This window comes from Stagnimonas sp. FW305-C-60 (assembly GCF_058782965.1).
Window position 1 is genome coordinate 1,395,482 of the sequence record NZ_JBYSYF010000001.1, and the last position, 20,088, is coordinate 1,415,569.

Consider the following 20,088-nt stretch of genomic DNA (forward strand, 5'->3'; position numbering starts at 1 on the left):
AATAAAGACGTCAAGAAAGGCTGGCAAGAATCGCGCCGCGGCTTGCTAAGCGGGCAAGGGCAGGCGGGCGACTCCGCTATCCACCGCCGCGCGCATCACGGCGCCGGCAACGTGCTCGCGCAGGCGGGGATCGAGTGGCTTGGGGATGATGTAATCCGGCCCGAAGGATAGCGAGTTTTGCTTGTAGGCCGCCAGCACGGGCGCCGGCACCGGCTGCCGTGCCAACTCGGCCAGGGCGCGCACCGCGGCCCGCTTCATCGCCTCGTTGATGCAGCTCGCGCGCACGTCCAGCGCACCCCGGAACAGGAAGGGGAAGCACAGCACATTGTTGACCTGGTTGGGGTAGTCGCTGCGGCCGGTACCGATGATGGCGTCGTTGCGCACCCGCTTGGCGATCTCCGGCATGATCTCCGGCACCGGGTTGCTGAGCGCGAAGATCACCGGCTTCTCGTTCATCAGTCCCAGCCACTCCTCGCGCAGCAGACCGGGGCCGGAAAGGCCGATGAAGACATCGGCACCGGCAAGCGCGCCGGCGAGCGTCTTGCGCTCGGAAGGTGCTTGAGCGAATTCACTTTTTTCCTTGCTCAAGCCTGGGCGATCGGTGCTGATCACGCCTTGGCGGTCGACCAGCCAGAGGTGCTCGGGCCTGGCGCCCAGGCTGCGTGCCAGACGCATCGAGGCGATGCCGGCGGCACCGGCGCCGACGCAGACGATGCGGGCGTCTTCGAGCTTCTTGCCCTGCAGTTCCAGGGCATTGAGCAGGGCCGCGCAGAGCACGATGGCGGTGCCGTGCTGGTCGTCGTGGAACACCGGAATATCGCAGCGCGCCTGCAGCGCTTCCTCGATCTCGAAGCAGGCCGGAGCGGCGATGTCTTCCAGATTGATGCCGCCGAAGGTGCCGGCGATGCGGGCCACGGTTTCGACGAAAGTCTTAGGCTCGCGTTCGTCGACCTCGATGTCGAAACAGTCGAGATCCGCGAATTTCTTGAACAGCAGGGCCTTGCCCTCCATCACCGGCTTGCCGGCCAGCGCGCCGCAATCGCCTAAGCCGAGCACCGCGGTGCCATTGCTGATCACCGCCACCAGATTGCCCTTGCTGGTGTAGCGGTAGGCGTCCTGGGGATTCTCCTGGATCGCCAGCACCGGCTCGGCGACGCCGGGCGAGTAGGCGAGCGCCAGATCCTCCGGCCCTTCGCAGGGCTTGGTGATGCAGACCCCGAGCTTTCCCGGCTTGGGGAACTCGTGGTAGTGGAGGGCGGCGGTGCGAAGGGTATGGCTGGGTATCTGTTCGTTCATGGCGTCTGCGCGTTGCCTGCTTCCTGGGCGCGCATCGGTGTGGTGGAGAAAAGCGATGGTGAAAACCCCGGCGCATGCGCCGGGTGGGGGCAACAAAAAAGCCGCTAGGACATAAGCGGCTTTCTTGATGCAGCGGACAGCGGCAATTACTTGCCGTAGCGCTTCTTGAACTTGTCGATGCGGCCGCCGGTGTCGGTGACGCGGGTCTTGCCCGTGTAGAACGGGTGAGACAGGTGCGAGGTATCGAGGGTGATGACCGGGTAGGTCTCGCCGTCGGTGTGCTTCACGGTTTCACGGGTCTTGACCGTGGAACGGATGATGAAGCTCTGGTTGGAGCCCGCGTCGCGGAACACCACGGGGCGGTATTCGGGGTGGATGCCTTCTTTCATGGCGGTCTCGGCAACGCCCACAACACGGGGCGGATCAAACGAAAAGGGCGCGCAGGATAGCCATGCGAGGGGCGCTTGGCAACTTTTTGCCCGGCGGACCGCTTTAGCGCGGCGCCAGGCGACGGTAGTGAGGCGGCTGGCCCTGGCTTGACTGGCGCCGTAGCGGCACCAATGCCGGCATGGCTTCGGAGTCCAGACCCTGACCATCCCTCGGCGCCCAGGCCTGCCGGCGCGGCAGCACCAGCGCCAACAGGGCATAGAGCGCGCCGCTGGCCGCCAGCAACACGCCCAGGATCAAGGGCAGTTGCTGCCAATGCAGGGGGGCGAGATCCATGGTCGGTCCTTGAAAGCGTGGGGTAACGGCACCGACTCTGCCAGCCGGGTTCACCGCAACTTGCGATCACCGGGACCACCGGTGGTTTCCGCCCTACCAACGGTGCGCTGCGCGCTCAGGCGGCGAGGTCGATGCGCTCGTTCGGCAGCAGATGGAAGTGGCGCAGGCCGACATCGCTTTCCAGCAGCGCCGCGCTTTGGCTGACGAAGGACTGCACTGCGGCGCTGGCCAGATGCCGCCACAACGATTCGCGCGAGGCCCAGAGCTCGTAGAGCAGCCAGAGTGCCGGGTCTTCTTCGCTGCGGTGCAGGTTGGCGAGCTGACAGTCGGGGTTGCCGCGGCTGTGTTCGACCAGGCCCTGCAGAGCCTGGGCCAGCCGGGGTTCGCGACCGGGGCGGGCGCGTAGAAAGGCGATGTTGGTGGCGGTCATGGCGGCTCCGACGGAGGGTGGCGGCGAGGGCGGGTGGCAGCCAGCAGATGCTAGGCGGCCGGCCCTGGTTCCCGAATACCGGAAGCTCTGCAAGCCTTGCCCATTTCTATTGCCGCCGCGCTTCCTGGGTAAGGGCAGGGTATTTTTCCCTGCCTATATCTATTAAGCCGGGGTACCTAGTCATGGCCGATGGTCAGTCCCACTCCGCTGCCAACCCGCTGGTGACCCTGCTGGCGCAACTCGCGCCGCAGGAGGGCATCACCTCCACCGTGCTGGATGAGGTCAAGCTGGTGCGCAGCAGCCGCGCCTTTCCGCGGACGCCGGTGTTTTACGAGCCGAAGATCGTGTTCATCTGCCAGGGGCGCAAGCGCGGCTATTTCGGCGATCAGGTACATCAGTACGACGCCCGGCGCTATCTGGTGCTGGGCGTGCCGCTGCCGTTCGAGGCCGAGAGCGAGGCCAGCGCCAGCGAGCCGCTGCTGGCGGTGGGTTTGCAGATCAATCTGGCCAGCGCCGCCGAACTGATCCTGAGTCTGGACGGCCTGGGTGCGCGTGCCGCCGTCGCGCCGCTGGGGATCGCCTCCGCGGCCATGGACGAGGCGATGAGCGATGCCCTGTTGCGTCTGCTGCTGGCCCTGCGTTCGCCGGTCGAGGCGCAGGTGCTGGGGCCGGGCATCGTCCGCGAGATCCTGTTCCGCATGCTCACCGGCGAGCAGGGCGCGGCCATCGCCGGCGCGCTGGTGCACCACAGCCATTGCGGGCGCATCGGCCGCGCGCTGCGGCGCATCCATGCCGAATACGCCGTCGGGCTCGACGTCGGCCGGCTGGCGGAGGAGGCGGGCATGAGCGTCGCCGCCTTCCACAGCCATTTCAAATCGGTGACCCGCACCTCGCCGATCCAGTATCTGAAGACCACCCGCCTGCACAAGGCGCGGCTATTGATGGTGCAGGAGGGCCTGAGCGCGGCCAGCGCCTCGGCGCGGGTGGGCTATGAAAGCGCCTCGCAGTTCAGCCGCGAGTTCAAGCGCTTCTTCGGCGCGACGCCGAAAGAGGAGGGCGAGCGCTTGAAAAGCGTGCTGCTGATGTCGGAGGCGGCCTCGCCCTATGTGAGCGTGCAGTAGCGCGCGCTACTCGTTCTCGGCTTCGACCGTGACCTCGAAGCGCTCCTCGTCCTCGTCCACCGTCAGGCGAACCAGGATCGGCTGGCAGCAGACGTGGCAGTCCTCGGTGTAAGTCTGGCTACCGCCGGAGATGTCGATGTCCAGCTCGATCTCCTCCCAGCAGTAGGGGCATTGCACGGTCTGGCTTTGCAGGTTGAGACGGCTCATTCGGGCTTGTTAACGCTGTGGGAGTCGTTGCGGCCGAGGCTGTTTTGGTGCAGCGCAAGGAAGGCAGAGAGAGAGGCAATAGTGATTCTATTGCCCTCTCTGGCTGACGTAGCGATGCGCCAAAACAGTCCGGCCCCGAAGGGTTACTGGCCAAAAGGCCGCCATGTGGCGTTGCTGGCCTAGCCAAGGCTTAGAGCCTTGGCGTCGTTCGGCGCCTTGCCTGGCGGTCTTTTGGTCGGCAACGCAGCGATTCTCATAGCGTTAACAGGCCCTAAGGGAGAAACTCCATCTGCAGGCGGTTGAGGTGATTGCGGCCGAGCAGGGTCGGGCGTAGCCACTCGCCGTCGATTTCCAGCAGGCCCTGTTGACGAACGCGGCTCAGCGCCGGTTCCAGTGCCGCGGCGCTGAGCCCGGTGCGGGCCTGGAACTCGCTCAGGTGAAAGCCTTCGTGCAGGCGCAGGCTGTTGAGCAGGTACTCGAACGCCAGTTCGCCACCGGCGACGATGCGCTCTTCCTGCAGGCTGGCGGCGCTGCCGGCGGTTTCCAGATAGGTCTTGGGATGCTTGTGGCGCGCGCGCCGCAGCACCTGGCCAGCGAGCGTGCGCTTGCCGTGGGCGCCGGCGCCGATGCCCAGGTAGTCGCCGAAACGCCAGTAGTTGAGGTTGTGCGCGGCTGCCCGGCCCGGAAGCGCATAGGCCGAGGTTTCGTACTGCGCGTAACCGGCGTCGGTCAGCAGTGTCTGGCCCTGCTCCAGCATCTCGTAGGCGAGGTCTCCGTCCGGCAGCTTCGGCGGCTTGGCCGCGAACTCGGTGTTGGGCTCCAGCGTCAGGTGGTAGTAGCTCAAGTGCTCGGGGGCGAGCGCGAGCAGGCCGCGCAGGTCGGCCTCGGCTTCGGCGAGCGTCTGCTCGGGCAGGGCGAACATCAGGTCGAGGTTGAGATTGGCCAAGCCCGCCGCCCGCGCCATCGCCACCGCCGCGCGGGCTTCGTCGGCGCCGTGGATGCGGCCGAGCGCCTTCAGATGACGGTCGTTGAGCGACTGCACGCCCATCGACAGCCGGTTGACGCCAGCGGCGCGGTAGTCGTGGAAGCGCTGCGCCTCGGCGGTGCCGGGGTTGGCCTCCAGGGTGATCTCGATGCCGGGCGCGAAGGCTAGGCGCTGCGCCACGCCATTGAGGATGGCGCCGATCCCGGCGCCGCTGAACAGGCTGGGAGTGCCGCCGCCGAAGAAGATGCTGCCCAGTGGCCGGCTGTCCGGCGCGTCACGCAGCTCGTGGTCGAGGTCGCGCAGCAGCGCCTGCACGTACTCGGCCTCGGGGATCTGGCCGCGTGCCGGGTGCGAGTTGAAGTCGCAGTAGGGGCACTTCTTCGCGCACCAGGGGATGTGGATGTAGAGCGCTAAAGGGATCACGGCCGCTCGCGCAACTGCTTCAGCAGCGCGCGCATGGCGCGACCGCGATGGCTGAGGCGGTTCTTGACCGCCGGCGTCAGCTCCGCCGAGGTCTTGCCCAGTGGCGGCACCAGAAACAGCGGGTCGTAACCGAAGCCCTGGCTGCCACGCGGGGCTTCGAGAATCCGGCCGGGCCAATAGCCGAGCGCGATCACCGGTGTCGGATCCTCGGCGTGGCGCAGCATGGCGAGCGCCGAGACGAAGCGCGCCGTGCGCCGCTCGCTGGGGACGCCTCGCAGCGCTTGCAGCAGTTTGGCGTTGTTGGCGGCATCGTCCGAAGGCTCGCCGGCGTAGCGCGCCGAGTAGACGCCGGGCGCGCCGTGGAGCGCGTCGACCTCCAGCCCCGAATCGTCGGCGATGGCGGGCAGGCCGGAGACGCGCGCCGCGTGCCGCGCCTTCAGCAGGGCGTTTTCGACGAAGCTCGGCGCGGTCTCCTCGGCCGCCTCGTCGGCGAACTCCGAGACCAGCCGCAGCCGGTAGCCCAGCGGCGCCAGCAGGGCTTGCAGTTCCTTGAGCTTCTTGGCGTTGCGCGAGGCGAGAACGAGATCGGTCATGCCGCTATTGTCCCATGCGCTCAGCGGAAATCGCGCGAGAGATACGGCAGGCCTTCGACCCAGGCGCTGTAGTCGCGGATGCGCCTGGCGATCACATGGGTGACGCCGTCCTGCTTCTGCAGCTCGCCGCCGATGATCAGGAAGCCGCCGGTGACCGCCGCCTCGCGATAGGCCTCCAGCACCTGGGCCCAGACCACCAGATTGACGATGCCGGTGTCGTCTTCCAGCGTCAGGAACATCACGCCGTTTGCCTCCGGTGGCCGCTGCCGGAACATGGTCAGGCCGGCGACGCGCAGCCGGCGGCCGTGCGGCAGCGTCGCGAGCCGCTCGTTGGGCGTGACCTTGAGCCGGTCCAGCTTCGGGCGCAGCAGGGCGACCGGATGCCGGCGCAGCGTCAAGCCGGTGCTGCGGTAGTCGCCGATGATCTCCGCGCCCTCGCTGGGCGCGCGCAGCGGCACCGTGGCTTCCAGGCGGGGGATGCCGGCCAGCAGATCGGCCTGCGGGGTATAGCCTAGCGAGAGCCAGCGCGCGCGGTTGCGGTGACCGGCCAGTGCGCGCAGGGCGTCGGCCTGCGCCAGCAGGTCCAGTTCACGGCGGTTGAGGCGGGCGCGGGCGGCGAGGTCGTCGGCGTCGCGGAACGGCTGCGGCGCGCGCGCCGCCATGATCCGCCGCGCGGCGTCTTCGCTGAAGCCGCTGATGCGGTTGAAGCCCAGGGTCAGCACGCCCGCATCGGCTGCGTCCTCGGGGCGCTGCCAGTGCACGCGGCTGTCCCAGTCGGAGTCGCACACGCTGACCGGCTGCACGCTCACGCCCATCTTCTTCGCCTCGCTCACCAGCATGGTCGGCGGATAGAAGCCCATCGGTTGGCTGTCGAGCAGGCCGGCGATGAAGGCGGCCGGCTCATGGCATTTCAGCCAGGACGAGGCGTAGGCCAGCAGGGCGAAGCTGGCCGAGTGCGACTCCGGAAAGCCGTAGCTGCCGAAGCCGAGAATCATCTGGTAGATGCTCTCGGCGAATTCCGCCGTGTAGCCGTTGCTGGCCATGCCGGCGAGCAGTTTGTCGCGGTATTTCTCCAGCCCGCCGCTGCGCTTCCAGGCCGCCATCGAGCGCCGCACCTGGTCGGCCTCGCCCGGCGTGAAGCTGGCGGCGATGGCGACGATCTGCATCACCTGCTCCTGGAAGATCGGCACGCCAAACGTGCGGCCGATGGCCGGGACCAGCTCCGCGCGGATCTTCAGCGCCGGGTCTTCCGGCGGCACCGGCAGGCTCCGGGCTTGCCGCGCTTCGCGCTCGGCCTGGGCTTTTCGCCGCTTCAGGTAGGGATGCACCATGCCGCCCTGGATCGGGCCGGGCCGGACGATGGCGATCTGGATGACCAGGTCGTAGAAATTCCTCGGCTTCAGGCGCGGCAGCATGGCCATCTGTGCGCGCGATTCGATCTGGAACACGCCGACCGTCTTTGCCTCCCGGATCATCTCGTAGGTGGCCGGGTCTTCGCGCGGGATGTCCTTCAGGCCGAAGACGGCGCCCCGGCGCTCGGAGACGAAGCCCAGCATCCGCCGCAGCGCGCTGAGCATGCCCAGCGCCAGCACATCGACCTTGAGCAGGCCCAGGGATTCGAGATCGTCCTTGTCCCACTGGATGATGCTGCGCTCCGGCATCGCCGCGTTTTCCATCGGCACCAGCTCGTGCACCGGCCGCTCGGAAATCACGAAGCCGCCGACGTGCTGCGAGAGATGGCGCGGAAAGCCCTTGAGCTGGCGCGTCAGCTCCAGCCAGAGCCGGAACTGCGGCGACTGCGGGTCGTAGCCCAGCTCGGCGATGCGCTGCTCCCATTGCTCGCTTCGGTCCCACCAGGCCAGGGCCTCGCTGAAGCGATCGATCACCTCCGGCGCCAGCCCCAGCGCCCGGCCGACATCGCGCAGCGCCAGCCGGCTGCGGTAGTGGATGACGGTAGCCACCAGCGCCGCGTGCTGGCGGCCGTACTTGCCGTAGATGTACTGGATCACCTCCTCGCGCCGCTGGTGCTCGAAGTCGACGTCGATGTCCGGTGCCTCGTCGCGCTCGATGGAGACGAAGCGCTCGAACAGCAGCGTGGTCAGCTCCGGATTCACCTCGGTGATGCCCAGCGCGTAGCAGACCGCCGAGTTGGCGGCCGAGCCGCGGCCCTGGCAGAGGATGTCGCGGCTGCGGGCAAAGCGGACGATGTCTTCGACGGTGAGGAAGAAGGCCTCGTAGCGCTTGTGCGCGATGATCCACAGCTCCTTCTCGATCTGCGCGCGGATGCCGGGCTCGGCCCCCTGCGGCCAGCGCCGGGCGATGCCGCGCTCGGTGAGCTTGCGCAGCTGGCTGCTGGGGGTTTCGCCGGCATCGACCAGGGCGCTCGGATACTCGTAGCGCAGTTCGGTGAGCCGGAAGCGGCAGCGCCGGGCGATGGCGAGGCTCTCCGCGACCCAGGCCGGGTCGTGCAGCGCGGCGATCTCCTCGCGTCGGCGCAGGTGGCGCTGGCCGTTGGCCAGCAGCGCCAGCCCGCAGCGTTCCACCGGCGTCTTCAGCCGCAGCGCGGTGAGCACATCCTGCAAGGGCCGCCGTTCCGGGCTGTGGTAATGCACATCGCCGCAGGCGACGGGCCTGAGGCCGTGCTGGCGGCCGAGCCGCAGCAACTGGGCGATGCGCTCGCCGTCGTCGCCGTCCAGATGCCGCTCGATGGCGAACCAGCAGGCCTGGTGGCCGAAGCGCGCCGCCATCCAGGCCGCCTCGGCGGGGTCGGGCTCGGGGCCGGGCAGCCAGATCGCCGCCACCTCGCGCCAGTCCTGGCCGAAGCCGGCGCTGTCGAGCCGGTAGCTGCCCTTGGTGCTGGCCATGCGCGCGCGGCTGATGGCGGCGCTGATGCGCGCATAGCCCTCGCGGGTTTCGGCGAGCAGGACCATGCGCGGGCCGTCGCTGAGTTTCAGCTCGGTGCCGACGATCAGCTCGATGCCGCTGCGCTTGGTTTCCTCCCAGGCGCGCACCACGCCGGCCAGGCTGCATTCGTCGGTGAGGGCGAGGGCGCGGTAGCCGAGCGCATGGGCCTGCGCGACCAGCTCCCGCGGATGCGAGCCGCCGCGCAGGAAGCTGAAGTTGGAGACGCAGTGCAGCTCGGCGTAGTCGGGCGGCTCGGCCTCGTGTTCCGGACTCATTCCCACAGTCCCTGCAGATGCCAGCTGCCGTCGTCGAGATCGCGATAGACCCAGGCGGCGCGCTCGCCGAGTTGTACGCGGTGGTAGTCGCGGCGCGCCGGCGCGCCATCCCACCAGCCGGTTTCGATGCGTTCCGGCAGGCCTTCGACCGGCGGCGCGGCGATGGGCTTGGCCTGTGGCAGCAGCCAGAGCGGGCGGCGGCGGGCTCGATGCGGCGCGGCTCCCTCCCCCGCTTGCGGGGGAGGACTGGGGTGGGGGCGATTGCCGGGCGGCGGCGCAGCGCCTCCCTCCCGCGTTTGGCTCAAGCGGGACTGACATTGAGTCAGTCCCGCTTGAGCCAAACGCCCCCCCGCAGGCGGGGGGAGGAGAGGCTCGGGCGGGGTCGCCGCCCAGGCCCGCTCCGGACGATGGTCTTCCGCGAGTCCTGGGCGCCACAGGCAAGACTCGCCGTAGCGGGCGATCAGCTTTTCCAGCACCGCCTGCCGCTCGCGGCTCAGCTGGTGCTCGTCGAACAGCGCCGCCTGCGCGCCGCCGATGGGCAGGAAGTCCTCGGCGGAAAGATGTAGCTCGCGCACCGCGCGCTCCGGCGGTTGCCGGTACAGGCGCTCGCGCAGCACCTCGAACCAGCGCGCCGCGTCGCGGCTGGGGCTGAGCAATTGCAGGGGCACGACGGTGGGCGCGCCGAGATCGTGGCGCAGTTCCAGCCGGCAGTGCAGGGCGGTGAGCGCCCGCGCCGACAGGTAGGCGGCGTAGCGCTGGCACAGGCGCTTGAGCGGGAACAGCAGGGTCTCGATGTTATCGACCTCGCCATGCAGCTCGAAGCGCGCCGCGAAGCTCGGCGGCGGCGTGATCGCCCGGTAGGGTTCGGCGCGCCGTGCCAGCAGGCGGTCGAGATCGCGCGGCACTTCGGCACCAAAGCGCTGGCGCAGGGTTTCCGCAGGCGTCGCCAGCAGATCGCCGATGCGGCCCAGGCCGACGCCGCGCAGGGCGTCGAGGCTCGCTGCCGGCCAGGGCAGCAGGCCGATCGACAGCGGCCGCAGGCGTTCGCTGAGGTCTTCCGCTCGCAGGCAGGGCGTGCTCTCGCCGGCTTCCGCGAGCAGGCCGGCGGCCAGTCGGCTGGGCGCGATGCCGACCCGGGCGACGCAGTGCCAGTCCAGCAGGTCCAGCAGCAACTGCTCGCGCAAGGCGGCGACGCCGCCGTACAGCGACAGGCTGGCACCGATCTCCACCGCCACCCGCCAGCGCGGCAGGGCGTAGGGCTCGGGCTGCTCCAGCACTTCCGCGACCACCGGGCTGCCGTAGCGGTAGAGCGCGTGCGCTAGTGCCTCCAGCTGCTCGCGTTCGGCTTCCGGCTTGCGCGCCAGGGTCGGCAGCTCGGGGACACGGCTGCGCGCGGCGGCCAGCGTCATGCCGGCCGGCAACGCCGGGCTGCGCTCACTAGCGGCGGTGGCGGTGATCAGCCAGCGATGGCTGCCGTGCGCACCGAGCACGGCGGTATCGGCAGGGGCGGCTAGGGCTTCGCGTCCCAGCGCCGGGAGGTCCAGGCACAGCCACAGCACGGCAAGGCCTCCACGCCGCGGCTCACTGACCGAGCGCAATCGGCCGCGGGCTGGCGCCGACGTGGCCGCGAGTCTTCAGCACCTGCACGCGCGGCACGCCCTGCTCGCGGCGCACCGCCAGCCGCAGCGCGGCCGGCGAGGGCTCGGCGGCGCGCTTGAGGCTGCGGAACAGCAGGGCCATGCCGCCGCTGTCCTCGGCGGCGAGTTGCAGGCGGCGCAGGCTCTGCGGGCTGGCGGCATCGGCCCAGATCAGCACCGCCGCCATGCCGGAGCGCAGCAGCTGCTCGCCGGCCCAGAGGCTTTCGGTGGGGTTGGGCGGCTGCACCACCAGGCTGTAGTCCAGGCGCACGCCGCCTTCCTTCAGGCCGGGGGCATAGGGCAGCAGCGGCGGCGCGACAAAGGCGAGGTGCTGGCCGGCCTGGGTCAGGCGTGCCAGCAGCGGCAGCACCAGGGCCAGCTCGCCGGTGCCGGGCTGCGGGTGCAGCACTTCCGACAGCGCCGCCTTCGGCCAGCCGCCGCCCGGCAGCAGGGCGTCGAGACGGGCGTGGCCGCTGGCTTCGGCGGCGATGCGCGGGGCTTCCTGGCCGCGCCAGAGCTTGCCGCTGGCGAGCAGGGCGGTGAGTTCCGGCGGCGGGGTAGCGAGTGAGAGGCGCATGTGGGGTACCGGTTAACGAACCAGCGGCGAGCCGAAGCCGCCGCGAATGAGGCCCACCGCCAGCCCTTCGATCACGAGGCTTTCCCGCGAGAGGTCGACGACGATGGGGGAGAAATCGGGATTGGCCGGCAACAGCTCGGCAATGCCGCCCTTCAGGCGCAGGGTCTTGACCGTGATCTCGTCCTCCAGCCGCGCCACCACGGTCTGGCCGCTGCGCGCCTCCGGGGTCTGGTGCACGGCCAGCAGGTCGCCGTCGAGGATGCCGGCGTCGCGCATCGACTCGCCCTGCACCCGCAGCAGGAAGTGCGCGCGCGGGCGGAAGAAATCCCCGGCCAGCGGGATGCGGGTCTCGACATTGGGGTCGGAGAGAATGGGCGCACCGGCGGCGACCCGGCCCACCAGCGGCAGGCTGGCCTCGTTGGCGGCTTCGCGGCGGGCGAGCTGCACTGCCTCGCTGAGGTAGTCGTCGGCGCGCTCCAGCAGGCGGATGCCGCGCGAGGCGCCGGGCTTGAGCTCGATCACGCCCTTGCGCGCCAGCGCCCGCAGATGGTCCTCGGCGGCGGTGGGCGAGCGAAAGCCAAAGGCGGCGACGATCTCCGCCCGCGTCGGCGGCAGGCCCTGCTCGTCGCGGTGACGGCGCAGGAAGTCGAGGATTTCGGCCTGGCGGGGGGTGAGGTCCATGCGGGTAGGGAGGGGTACTGGTTTTTTATACAGTGGTCCTCCGAGGCCGCACTGTCAAGCCGGGCGCGGGTTGTTTTTCGCAGCCATAGATGAGGTCGTTCGCGCGTTGCGCGGTATGCGCATACTTCGCCTAGGACAGCCGTGAACAGGAGCCGCCTTTGATGAGCAAGGAAGCCCAGCATCTCGTCGCCCCGCTGCGGAGGGCTAGGGCATGAGCGGCCCCGGACTAGGGTCCGCTTCCGAACGGATCACGGCCCGCATACAGGAGCTCGGAGACTGGCGCGGCGAGAAGCTCGCGCTGGTTCGCCGGCTCATACACGAGGCCGACCCGGCGATACTCGAAGAATGGAAATGGGAGACGCCGGTCTGGTCGCACGACGGCATCGTCTGTACCGGCGAGACCTACAAACAGGTCGTCAAGCTGACCTTCGCCAAGGGCGCTTTTCTCGCGGACCCCCAGCACCTGTTCAACTCGAGCCTGACGGGCAAGCTCCGTCGGGCGATCGACCTTCGCGCCGGGGATGAGATCGATGGCGCCGCGTTTCGTGAGTTGATCCGGGCGGCCGTCGCCTGCAACCAGGAGCGCCCGTCCAAGCCGCGCCGGGCGGCAAAGCCCGGGCCGGCATCCGCCGGCTAGGCGCGCGCGCCGCGCAGGGCGCGGGCGATTTCGGTGTCCGGATTCAGGGGTTCGGCGCGGCCGGCGAGCAGGTCCTGCACGAACTGGCTGGCGCGCATGCCCAGCGTCACCGCGCCGTCGGAGCCACGGAAGCTCAGTCGGTCCTGCGGCTGGTAGAGCGCCGACAGGCAGAGCCAGCGATCATCTCCGCTCTTGGGGTCACGTAGCCGGAACCACTGCTCGGCGCGCAGCAGCTGCGAGAGCTTCTGGGCATCTGGCGCGGCTGGCGGTGGCGCGCCGGCTGGCGCCTGGGGCAGCGGCCCGGCGATGCCGGTCGCCACCGGAGTGGGCGCGGGCGCGGTCGGCTGGGGCGCCTGCGCAGGGCGGCGCGGTCCGTCGAGCTGGGCATAGCTGCTGTCCAGCGCGGCGATCAGTGTTTGCAGGCGTTCCGCGGGCAGCTCGGCGGCGCGCAGGGCCTGGGCGATGCGCAGCGCCAGGTCGGCGCGGGTGGCGGCATTGGCCTGGGGGCCAAAGCTGGCGGCGAACTCATTGAGCAGGCCCAGGGTTTCCTGATCCTCCCGAGAGCCGCTGCCGTGGCGGCGGCGGATGCTCGCCAGGAGCGGCAGGAAGCCTTCGGTAATCACCTGGCTGGCGCTGTTCGACAGTCCCGCACGCAGGCCGTGCCGCGAAGGAGTCAGTGCTGCCGTCGTCGGCGGGGCGACCGGCGCATCGGCGGCCTCGCCGGCTGCGGGCTGGGGAAAATCCAGGGCCTGCTGATCGAGCAGCTGCAGCACTGCTTCGAGCAGGGCCGGCCAGCGTGGCAGCACGCGTTGTTCGACCAGCCGGTAGGCCAGGGCGCGCTGCTCGGCGGGCAGGCCCAGGGCGCGGAAGGCGGCGGCAAAGCAGTCGCCAGGGGTGGCCGGCGCAAACGCGCTGGCGAGTGCCGGCAGCCCCAGCTTGCGGCTGGCGCTGTTCAGGCGGCTGCGCAATTGCAGGCTGCGCCCGCCCGCCAGTTGCTCGCTGAGCTGGGCCAGGCGGTTGAGGCTGATGCTGTCTTCCAGCTCTTCCAGCGTCGGGGTGTCGGCCTTGGACAGATCCAGCAGCTGCGGTCTGGCCGCCGCCGGCAGCGGCGCCAGCCGTTCGGTGAAAGCCTGGGCGATCTGCCGGAGCAGGCTGGCCCGGCCCAGGCGCAGGGCATCGCCGAGGGCGAGGGCGTTGCGGGTCTCGAAGGCGTTACGGGCCTCGCTGACCAGGGTTTGCAGGGCTTCGTCGAGGTGGTCGCTGAAGTCGGCGGCCAAAATCTCGGCCTCCCTCAGGCTCAGCTCGCGCAGCGCCGCCTGTAGCGGGTGCAGTGCCGGCCGTGGCCGCTCCCGGTCGACCAGGCTGGCGACCTCGGGAGCGGAGGGCAGGGGCAGTAGTTGAGCGACCATGCGCGCACGCTAGCGCCGGGCCTAGTGCAATCCTGGTCCGCGGGACGCGAGGCTAGGGCCTGCCGACAAGCGGCCAGCGCACCCGAAGCGCATTGAATATCCGCTAATCCGTATAAGCGGATAAAATACCCGTCCCCCACGCTGCCAGGCCGCCGTCATGGCTTACGACGCTTCCTCTCCCGACCGCCCCCGGCAACTCCGCCCGGACTGCACCGCCGCGCTGCGTGACCTGCTGGCGCAACGCCTGCTGGTGATCGACGGCGCCATGGGCACCATGATCCAGGGCTACAGGCTCGAAGAGGAGCACTACCGCGGCGAGCGCTTCGCGGCCTGGCACAAGGATCTCAAGGGCAACAACGATCTCCTGGTGCTGACCCAGCCGGCGATCATCCAGGAGATTCACGGCAAGTACCTGGAAGCCGGCGCCGACTTCGTCGAGACCAATACCTTCAATGCCCAGACCATCTCCCTGCACGATTACGGCATGGAGTCGCTGGCCTACGAGCTGAACTTTGAGGCCGCGCGACTGGCGCGCGCCGCCTGCGACGAGTGGAGCGCGAAGACACCGGAGAAGCCGCGCTATGTCTGCGGCGCGCTGGGGCCCACCAGCCGCACCTGCTCGATCTCGCCGGACGTCAACGATCCGGGCGCGCGCAACGTCACCTACAGCGCGCTGGTCACCGCCTATCTCGAACAGGCCAATGGCCTGGTCGACGGCGGCGCCGACGTGCTGCTGATCGAGACCATCTTCGACACGCTCAACGCCAAGGCGGCGATCTTCGCCTGCCTCACCCTGTTCGAGGAGCGCGGCCGCGAGTGGCCGATCATCATCAGCGGCACCATCACCGATGCCTCCGGCCGCACGCTCTCGGGCCAGGTCACCGAGGCGTTCTGGAACTCGGTGGCGCATGCCAAGCCGCTGGCGGTGGGCCTCAACTGCGCGCTGGGCGGCAAGGACATGCGCCCCTACATCGCCGAGCTGGCACGGGTCGCCGACTGCTATATCTCCTGCTACCCCAACGCCGGCCTGCCGAATGCCTTCGGCGAGTACGACGAGAAGCCGGAAGACACCGCCGCGATCATCCGCGAGTTCGCCGAGAGCGGGCTGGTGAACATCGTCGGCGGCTGCTGCGGCACCACGCCGCCACACATCGGCGCCATTGCGAAGGCGGTCGCGCCGGTAAAGCCGCGCGTGCAGGCCAAGCCCAAGCGCGCGCTGCGACTGGCGGGCCTGGAACCCTTCACCATCGGCGTCGAGGGCGAGCCGCGCACGCTGTTCGTCAACGTCGGCGAGCGCACCAATGTCACCGGCTCGGCGAAGTTCCGCGACCTGATCAAGGCCGGCGATTACACCACCGCCGTCGCCATCGCCCGCCAGCAGGTCGAGGCTGGCGCGCAGGTGATCGACGTCAACATGGACGAGGGCATGCTCGACGGCCTGTTCGCCATGCGCCGCTTCCTGAACCTGCTCGCCAGCGAGCCGGACATCTCGCGGGTGCCGATCATGATCGACTCCAGCAAGTGGGAGATCATCGAGGCCGGCCTGCAATGCGTGCAGGGCAAGCCCATCGTCAACTCCATCTCGATGAAGGAGGGCGAGGAGAAGTTCATCCGCGAGGCGCGGCTCTGCCGCAAGTACGGCGCCGCCGCCGTGGTCATGGCCTTTGATGAGGAAGGCCAGGCCGACACCCTGGAGCGGCGCAAGACCATCTGCGCGCGCGCCTACAAGATCCTCACCGAGCAGGTCGGCTTTCCGCCCGAAGACATCATCTTCGACCCCAACATCTTCGCGGTCGCCACCGGCATCGAGGCGCACAACCTCTATGGCCTGGACTTCATCGAGTCGGTGAAGTGGATCAAGGCCAATCTTCCGCACGCGAAAATCAGCGGCGGTGTCTCCAACGTCTCGTTCTCCTTCCGTGGCAACAACCACGTCCGCGAGGCGATCCACTCGGTGTTCCTGTACCACGCGATCCGCGAGGGCATGGACATGGGCATCGTCAACGCCGGCGCGCTGATGGTCTACGACCAGCTCGACCCCGAGCTGCGCGAGCGCATCGAGGACGTGATCCTGTTCCGCCGCGCCGATGCCACCGAGCGCCTGATCGAGATCGCCGGCCGCTTCAGCGGCCAGAAGCAGGAGGCGCGCGCCGAAGACCTGAGCTGGCGCGAGACCACGCCCGGCGCCCGCATCACCTACGCGCTGGTGAAGGGCATCGACCAGTACGTCGAGGCCGACACCGAGGAGCTGCGTGCGGAAATCTCCGCGCGCGGCGGCCGGCCGATCGAGGTGATCGAAGGCCCGCTGATGGAGGGCATGAACGTGGTCGGCGACCTGTTCGGCGCCGGCAAGATGTTCCTGCCGCAGGTGGTGAAGTCGGCGCGGGTGATGAAGAAGGCGGTCGCCTACCTGATCCCCTTCATCGAGGCCGAGAAGAAGCCCGGCGACGTGGTGCAGAGCAAGGGCAAGATCCTGATGGCGACGGTGAAGGGCGATGTCCACGACATCGGCAAGAACATCGTCGGCGTCGTGCTCCAGTGCAACAACTACGACGTCATCGACCTCGGCGTGATGGTGCCGCCGCAGAAGATCCTCGATACCGCGAAGGCCGAGAAGGTCGACATCATTGGTCTGTCCGGCCTGATCACGCCCTCGCTGGACGAGATGGTGCACCTGGCCAAGGAGATGCAGCGGCAGGGCTTCACGATTCCGCTGCTGATCGGCGGCGCGACCACTTCGCGTGCGCACACCTCGGTGAAGATCGACCCGGCCTATGCAGGCCCGGTGGTCTGGGTGAAGGACGCCTCGCGCTCGGTGCCGGTCGCCGCCGCGCTGCTGTCGGACGAGCAGCGTCCGAAGCTCATGGCCGAGACCAAGGCTGAGTACGACCAGATCCGCGAGCGTCACGCCAACAAGCACCAGAACGAGAAATTCGTGACGCTGGACAAGGCGCGCGCCAATCGCACGCCCATCGAGTGGGCGGGCTACCACCCGTTCCGGCCGCGCATGCTGGTGCAGCAGACCAAGGATGTGTGCGAAGGGCCGAACTGCGATCACCAGCACCACGAGCAGGCCACGCAGTACGTGAAGGTCTTCAAGGACTACTCCCTCGCCGAGCTGCGCGAATACATCGACTGGCAGCCCTTCTTCATCGCCTGGGAGATGAAGGGCAAGTTCCCGGAGATTCTCAACAACCCGGCTACCAGCGAGCAGGCGCGCAAGCTCTGGGCCGACGCCCAGGCCATGCTCGATACCCTGATCGCCGAGAAATGGATCAGCGCCAACGGCGTGTTCGGCCTGTTCCCCGCCAATACCGTCGACCACGACGACATCGCGGTCTATACCGACGAGCGCCGCACGGTGGAGAAGCTGCGCCTGCTCAATCTGCGCCAGCAGGGCGAGCACCGCGCCGGCGTGCCCAACCGCAGCCTCGCCGACTACGTGGCGCCGAAGGAATCCGGCCTGCACGACTACGTCGGTGCCTTCGCGGTGACCGCCGGTCTGGGTTGCAAGGAGAAGGTCGAGGCCTTCAAGAAGGCCAATGACGACTACTCGGCGATCCTGCTGGAGTCGCTGGCCGACCGTCTGGCTGAGGCCTTCGCCGAGCGCCTGCACCAGCGCGTGCGCAAGGAGTTCTGGGGCCATGCCGGCGACGAGCATCTGAGCAACGAGGAGCTGATCGCCGAGAAGTACGCCGGCATCCGCCCGGCGCCCGGCTATGCCGCCTGCCCCGAGCACAGCGAGAAGGCGACCATCTGGCAGCTGCTCGACGCCGAGCACAGCGCCGGCATCGCGCTGACCGAGAGCATGGCGATGTGGCCCGGCGCCTCGGTCAGCGGCTGGTATTACGCGCATCCGGAGGCGCAGTACTTCGTGCTTGGCCGCATCAACAAGGAGCAGGTCGCGAGCTACGCCCAGCGCAAGGGCTGGACGCTGCAGCAGGCGGAGAAATGGCTGGCGCCGAACCTGGGGTACGAGCCCGAGGACTGAGTCCCTTGGGCGCGCGCCACTCGCGCGGCGGCGCGCCAGCAGGCAACCTGTAGGCATGAGCCAGGAACAATTCAGCCGCACCCAACCCATTCCGCTGCCCGGCAAGGCCCTGCCGAGGCCGCAGCCGCGCCGGCCGCTGTACTGGCTGGCCGGCGCCATCGTCCTGGCCGGCCTGGGTGCCAGTTACTGGTATGCGCAACTGCACCGGGGGGCGCAGTCGCATCCGGAGAGCGCCCAGTTCCGCGCGCTCGCCGAGCCGCGCCTGGAGTTGATCGAGGGCCTGCAAAGCTATGAGTCGGAGACGCCGCTGCGGCAGGCGCTGGAGGCAGCCGGCTATGCGGTGCAGCGCCGCGAGCTGAAGCGGCCGCCCAGCGCCAAGTACCCGCCCCGGCAGATGGTGACGCTGACCGTGGACGGCTACCGGCACCTGGAGGTGGAGGGCCAGCTCGGCCTGGAATTCTTCAACGACCGGCTGATGGAAGTGGACTTCCGCCCCGACGATCCGGCGGCCTACGCACCGCGCCTGCACCGCCTGCTGCCGGGCCTGGAGCGCGGCCGCACTGGCCACGCCGAGCTGCGCGAGGGCGAGCTCAGGGTGTGGAGCAATGTCGATCTCGCCAAGAGCCGGGTTGGCGGCAACCTGCGCACCGAGGCGCTGGTGCTCTGGCAAGACCTGCGGCTGATCCGCCAGCGCGACGACTGGGACGCGCGCTTCAGCCAGATCCCGCCACCGGCGCCGGACTGAGCGGCGCGACGCTTCAGCGCTTGGCCGGCTTCACGAAGCGCAGGGTCATGCGGTCGGACTCGCCGATGGCGAGGTACTTCTCGCGGTCCAGCTCCTTCAGCGCCAGGGTCGGCGGCAGAGTCCAGACGCCTTCCGGGTAGTCCTTGCTGTCCTTGGGGTTGGCGTTGATCTCGGAGCCGGACAGCGCCAGGAAGCCGGCTTCTTCGGCCAGCCGGTACACCTCTTCCTCGGTCACGTAGCCGGTCTTCTTCATCTGCTCGATGCTGGTGCCCGGCCAGGCGCGGTGCTCGACGATGCAGAACAGGCCGCCCGGCTTGAGCGCCCGGTAGGCGGCGGCGAACACCTGCGGGGCGTAGTCGCCGGCCAGCCAGTTGTGCACATTGCGGAAGCTCAGCACCCGGTCGGCGCTGCCTTCTGGCGCGATCTGCCAGTGGTCCGGCGGCCCCATCGTGGTGAGCTGCGCGCGGTCGTAGAGCGCCGGCTGCGCACGCAGCTTGTCGAGCAGCACCTCGTTGAGTCGCAGTTGATAGCGCGGCGAGTTTTCATCGAGCACGAAGCCGGCGGCGATGTAGTTGCCGCGCTGGCGCAGATAGGGCGCCAGGATCTCGGTATACCAACCGGCGCCGGGCCAGAGCTCGACCACGCTCATGTTCGGCTCCACCCCGAAGAATTCCAGCGTCTCCAGCGGGTGCCGGTAGCGGTCGCGCTCGCGGAATGCCGGGCTGCGCTGCTCCGACGCCACCGCCTCGCGCAGGGCCTTGGGCGCTTCCTTGATGGCGACCGGCTTTTCCAGCGCCAGGCCGGGCATCGGCAGGATCAGCGAACCGAAAACGAGAGCCAGTGCGATGGCGTTGGCGGGCAGATACATGCGCGGAGATCCTGGGGTTGCGGCGGAGTTGCCGTTCAGACCGACGGAGTCGGCCGCCGTTCAGTGGTGGTGACCGCCGGCGCCGTGGACATGCCCGTGCTCCAGCTCTTCGGCGCTGGCGGCGCGCACCGCCACCACTTCGACCTCGAAGTGCAGGGTGGCGCCGGCCATGGCGTGGTTGCCGTCGAGGGTCACGCTGTCTTCGTCCACCGCGATCACCGTGACCATCACCGGGCCCATGTTGCTCTCGGCCTGGAACTGCATGCCGATCTCGGGGCCGGGCATGCCCTCGAACATGCTGCGCGGCATTTTCTGCACCAGCGCCTCGATGCGCGCGCCATAGCCCTGCTCGGGGGCGATGCTGACCTTGAACTGCTCGCCGGCACCGCGGCCGGAGAGGGCGTCCTCCAGTCCGGGCACGATGTTGCCGGCGCCGTGCAGATAGGCCAGCGGTTCGCCGCCGCGCGAGCTGTCGACCACAGCGCCGGCGTCGTCGGTGAGGGTGTAGTGAAAGCTGACGGCGCACTGCGGTCCGATGTTCATGGGCAACTCCAAAAAGGGCGCGCAGTTTATCCCTAGTTCCGTC

At 69.0% G+C, this 20,088-nt stretch carries 18 protein-coding genes; 4 read left to right on the plus strand and 14 right to left on the minus strand.

Annotation, left to right across the window (positions count from 1 at the left end):
* Positions 1-45: 45 nt before the first annotated feature.
* The 4 genes from AC3WT6_RS06320 to AC3WT6_RS06335 all read right to left on the minus strand — a co-directional run bounded on the left by AC3WT6_RS06320 (position 46) and on the right by AC3WT6_RS06335 (position 2,449).
* Entirely contained in the window at positions 46-1,296 is a 1,251-nt protein-coding gene (locus AC3WT6_RS06320; RefSeq protein ID WP_492652714.1) for a malic enzyme-like NAD(P)-binding protein, read from the minus strand.
* 146 nt (positions 1,297-1,442) lie between these two features.
* On the minus strand, positions 1,443-1,685 hold the full coding sequence (locus tag AC3WT6_RS06325) for a type B 50S ribosomal protein L31 (RefSeq protein WP_123209950.1): 243 nt from the start codon (positions 1,683-1,685) through the stop codon (positions 1,443-1,445).
* A 103-nt stretch (positions 1,686-1,788) separates the two neighbouring features.
* Positions 1,789-2,019, minus strand: a complete 231-nt coding sequence (locus AC3WT6_RS06330; RefSeq protein ID WP_492652715.1) for a hypothetical protein — start codon at positions 2,017-2,019, stop codon at positions 1,789-1,791.
* 115 nt (positions 2,020-2,134) lie between these two features.
* Entirely contained in the window at positions 2,135-2,449 is a 315-nt protein-coding gene (locus AC3WT6_RS06335) for a putative quinol monooxygenase (RefSeq protein WP_492652716.1), read from the minus strand.
* A gap of 182 nt (positions 2,450-2,631) precedes the next feature.
* Between AC3WT6_RS06335 and AC3WT6_RS06340 the strand changes: the two genes are divergently transcribed.
* Positions 2,632-3,570 carry an AraC family transcriptional regulator gene (locus AC3WT6_RS06340; RefSeq protein WP_492652717.1) on the plus strand — a complete coding sequence of 313 codons (939 nt, stop codon included), beginning with the start codon at positions 2,632-2,634 and terminating at the stop codon, positions 3,568-3,570.
* Positions 3,571-3,576: 6 nt separating this feature from the next.
* On the opposite strand, the gene AC3WT6_RS06345 is transcribed toward AC3WT6_RS06340, so the two are convergent.
* The 7 genes from AC3WT6_RS06345 to lexA all read right to left on the minus strand — a co-directional run bounded on the left by AC3WT6_RS06345 (position 3,577) and on the right by lexA (position 11,852).
* On the minus strand, positions 3,577-3,777 hold the full coding sequence (locus AC3WT6_RS06345; RefSeq protein ID WP_492652718.1) for a CPXCG motif-containing cysteine-rich protein: 201 nt from the start codon (positions 3,775-3,777) through the stop codon (positions 3,577-3,579).
* Between the two features lie 271 nt (positions 3,778-4,048).
* The gene (gene hemW / locus AC3WT6_RS06350; RefSeq protein ID WP_492652719.1) at positions 4,049-5,185 is read right to left on the minus strand and encodes a radical SAM family heme chaperone HemW; all 1,137 of its coding nucleotides are present in this window, start codon (positions 5,183-5,185) and stop codon (positions 4,049-4,051) included.
* Positions 5,182-5,778, minus strand: coding sequence for an RdgB/HAM1 family non-canonical purine NTP pyrophosphatase (gene rdgB, locus AC3WT6_RS06355; RefSeq protein WP_492652720.1), 597 nt, complete (start codon positions 5,776-5,778; stop codon positions 5,182-5,184). Before rdgB ends, hemW begins: the two co-directional genes overlap by 4 nt.
* Before the next feature lie 20 nt (positions 5,779-5,798).
* Positions 5,799-8,957 carry an error-prone DNA polymerase gene (locus AC3WT6_RS06360; protein WP_492652721.1) on the minus strand — a complete coding sequence of 1,053 codons (3,159 nt, stop codon included), beginning with the start codon at positions 8,955-8,957 and terminating at the stop codon, positions 5,799-5,801.
* Positions 8,954-10,516 carry a Y-family DNA polymerase gene (locus AC3WT6_RS06365; RefSeq protein WP_492652722.1) on the minus strand — a complete coding sequence of 521 codons (1,563 nt, stop codon included), beginning with the start codon at positions 10,514-10,516 and terminating at the stop codon, positions 8,954-8,956. Before AC3WT6_RS06365 ends, AC3WT6_RS06360 begins: the two co-directional genes overlap by 4 nt.
* A 22-nt stretch (positions 10,517-10,538) precedes the next feature.
* Entirely contained in the window at positions 10,539-11,171 is a 633-nt protein-coding gene (gene imuA, locus AC3WT6_RS06370) for a translesion DNA synthesis-associated protein ImuA (protein WP_492652723.1), read from the minus strand.
* Between the two features lie 12 nt (positions 11,172-11,183).
* The gene (lexA, locus tag AC3WT6_RS06375) at positions 11,184-11,852 is read right to left on the minus strand and encodes a transcriptional repressor LexA (RefSeq protein WP_492652724.1); all 669 of its coding nucleotides are present in this window, start codon (positions 11,850-11,852) and stop codon (positions 11,184-11,186) included.
* A 211-nt stretch (positions 11,853-12,063) separates the two neighbouring features.
* On the opposite strand from lexA, the gene AC3WT6_RS06380 reads away from it, so the two are divergent.
* Positions 12,064-12,489, plus strand: coding sequence for a DUF1801 domain-containing protein (locus tag AC3WT6_RS06380; protein WP_492652725.1), 426 nt, complete (start codon positions 12,064-12,066; stop codon positions 12,487-12,489).
* Here AC3WT6_RS06380 and AC3WT6_RS06385 read toward each other — a convergent pair.
* Positions 12,486-13,898, minus strand: a complete 1,413-nt coding sequence (locus tag AC3WT6_RS06385; RefSeq protein ID WP_492652726.1) for a DUF1631 family protein — start codon at positions 13,896-13,898, stop codon at positions 12,486-12,488. The two genes, AC3WT6_RS06380 and AC3WT6_RS06385, sit on opposite strands and share 4 nt — an antisense overlap.
* A 157-nt stretch (positions 13,899-14,055) precedes the next feature.
* On the opposite strand from AC3WT6_RS06385, the gene metH reads away from it, so the two are divergent.
* The gene (gene metH, locus AC3WT6_RS06390; protein ID WP_492652727.1) at positions 14,056-17,889 is read left to right on the plus strand and encodes a methionine synthase; all 3,834 of its coding nucleotides are present in this window, start codon (positions 14,056-14,058) and stop codon (positions 17,887-17,889) included.
* A 55-nt stretch (positions 17,890-17,944) separates the two neighbouring features.
* A complete protein-coding gene (locus AC3WT6_RS06395; RefSeq protein ID WP_492652728.1) occupies positions 17,945-18,634 on the plus strand; it encodes a hypothetical protein in 690 nt (229 codons plus the stop codon).
* A gap of 13 nt (positions 18,635-18,647) precedes the next feature.
* On the opposite strand, the gene AC3WT6_RS06400 is transcribed toward AC3WT6_RS06395, so the two are convergent.
* Positions 18,648-19,502: a class I SAM-dependent methyltransferase gene (locus AC3WT6_RS06400; protein WP_492652729.1), complete on the minus strand. Its 855-nt coding sequence runs from the start codon at positions 19,500-19,502 to the stop codon at positions 18,648-18,650.
* 60 nt (positions 19,503-19,562) lie between these two features.
* Positions 19,563-20,045, minus strand: coding sequence for an FKBP-type peptidyl-prolyl cis-trans isomerase (locus AC3WT6_RS06405; RefSeq protein WP_492652730.1), 483 nt, complete (start codon positions 20,043-20,045; stop codon positions 19,563-19,565).
* Positions 20,046-20,088: the final 43 nt, after the last annotated feature.

What these genes read in the sequence shown, in the direction of transcription:
- AC3WT6_RS06320 (WP_492652714.1), bottom strand. Translation starts at nt 1,296, where the DNA reads ATGAACGAACAGATACCCAGCCATACCCTTCGCACCGCCGCCCTCCAC.
- AC3WT6_RS06325 (WP_123209950.1), bottom strand. Translation starts at nt 1,685, where the DNA reads ATGAAAGAAGGCATCCACCCCGAATACCGCCCCGTGGTGTTCCGCGAC.
- AC3WT6_RS06330 (WP_492652715.1), bottom strand. Translation starts at nt 2,019, where the DNA reads ATGGATCTCGCCCCCCTGCATTGGCAGCAACTGCCCTTGATCCTGGGC.
- AC3WT6_RS06335 (WP_492652716.1), bottom strand. Translation starts at nt 2,449, where the DNA reads ATGACCGCCACCAACATCGCCTTTCTACGCGCCCGCCCCGGTCGCGAA.
- AC3WT6_RS06340 (WP_492652717.1), top strand. Translation starts at nt 2,632, where the DNA reads ATGGCCGATGGTCAGTCCCACTCCGCTGCCAACCCGCTGGTGACCCTG.
- AC3WT6_RS06345 (WP_492652718.1), bottom strand. Translation starts at nt 3,777, where the DNA reads ATGAGCCGTCTCAACCTGCAAAGCCAGACCGTGCAATGCCCCTACTGC.
- rdgB (WP_492652720.1), bottom strand. Translation starts at nt 5,778, where the DNA reads ATGACCGATCTCGTTCTCGCCTCGCGCAACGCCAAGAAGCTCAAGGAA.
- AC3WT6_RS06360 (WP_492652721.1), bottom strand. Translation starts at nt 8,957, where the DNA reads ATGAGTCCGGAACACGAGGCCGAGCCGCCCGACTACGCCGAGCTGCAC.
- imuA (WP_492652723.1), bottom strand. Translation starts at nt 11,171, where the DNA reads ATGCGCCTCTCACTCGCTACCCCGCCGCCGGAACTCACCGCCCTGCTC.
- lexA (WP_492652724.1), bottom strand. Translation starts at nt 11,852, where the DNA reads ATGGACCTCACCCCCCGCCAGGCCGAAATCCTCGACTTCCTGCGCCGT.
- AC3WT6_RS06380 (WP_492652725.1), top strand. Translation starts at nt 12,064, where the DNA reads ATGAGCGGCCCCGGACTAGGGTCCGCTTCCGAACGGATCACGGCCCGC.
- AC3WT6_RS06385 (WP_492652726.1), bottom strand. Translation starts at nt 13,898, where the DNA reads ATGGTCGCTCAACTACTGCCCCTGCCCTCCGCTCCCGAGGTCGCCAGC.
- metH (WP_492652727.1), top strand. Translation starts at nt 14,056, where the DNA reads ATGGCTTACGACGCTTCCTCTCCCGACCGCCCCCGGCAACTCCGCCCG.
- AC3WT6_RS06395 (WP_492652728.1), top strand. Translation starts at nt 17,945, where the DNA reads ATGAGCCAGGAACAATTCAGCCGCACCCAACCCATTCCGCTGCCCGGC.
- AC3WT6_RS06400 (WP_492652729.1), bottom strand. Translation starts at nt 19,502, where the DNA reads ATGTATCTGCCCGCCAACGCCATCGCACTGGCTCTCGTTTTCGGTTCG.
- AC3WT6_RS06405 (WP_492652730.1), bottom strand. Translation starts at nt 20,045, where the DNA reads ATGAACATCGGACCGCAGTGCGCCGTCAGCTTTCACTACACCCTCACC.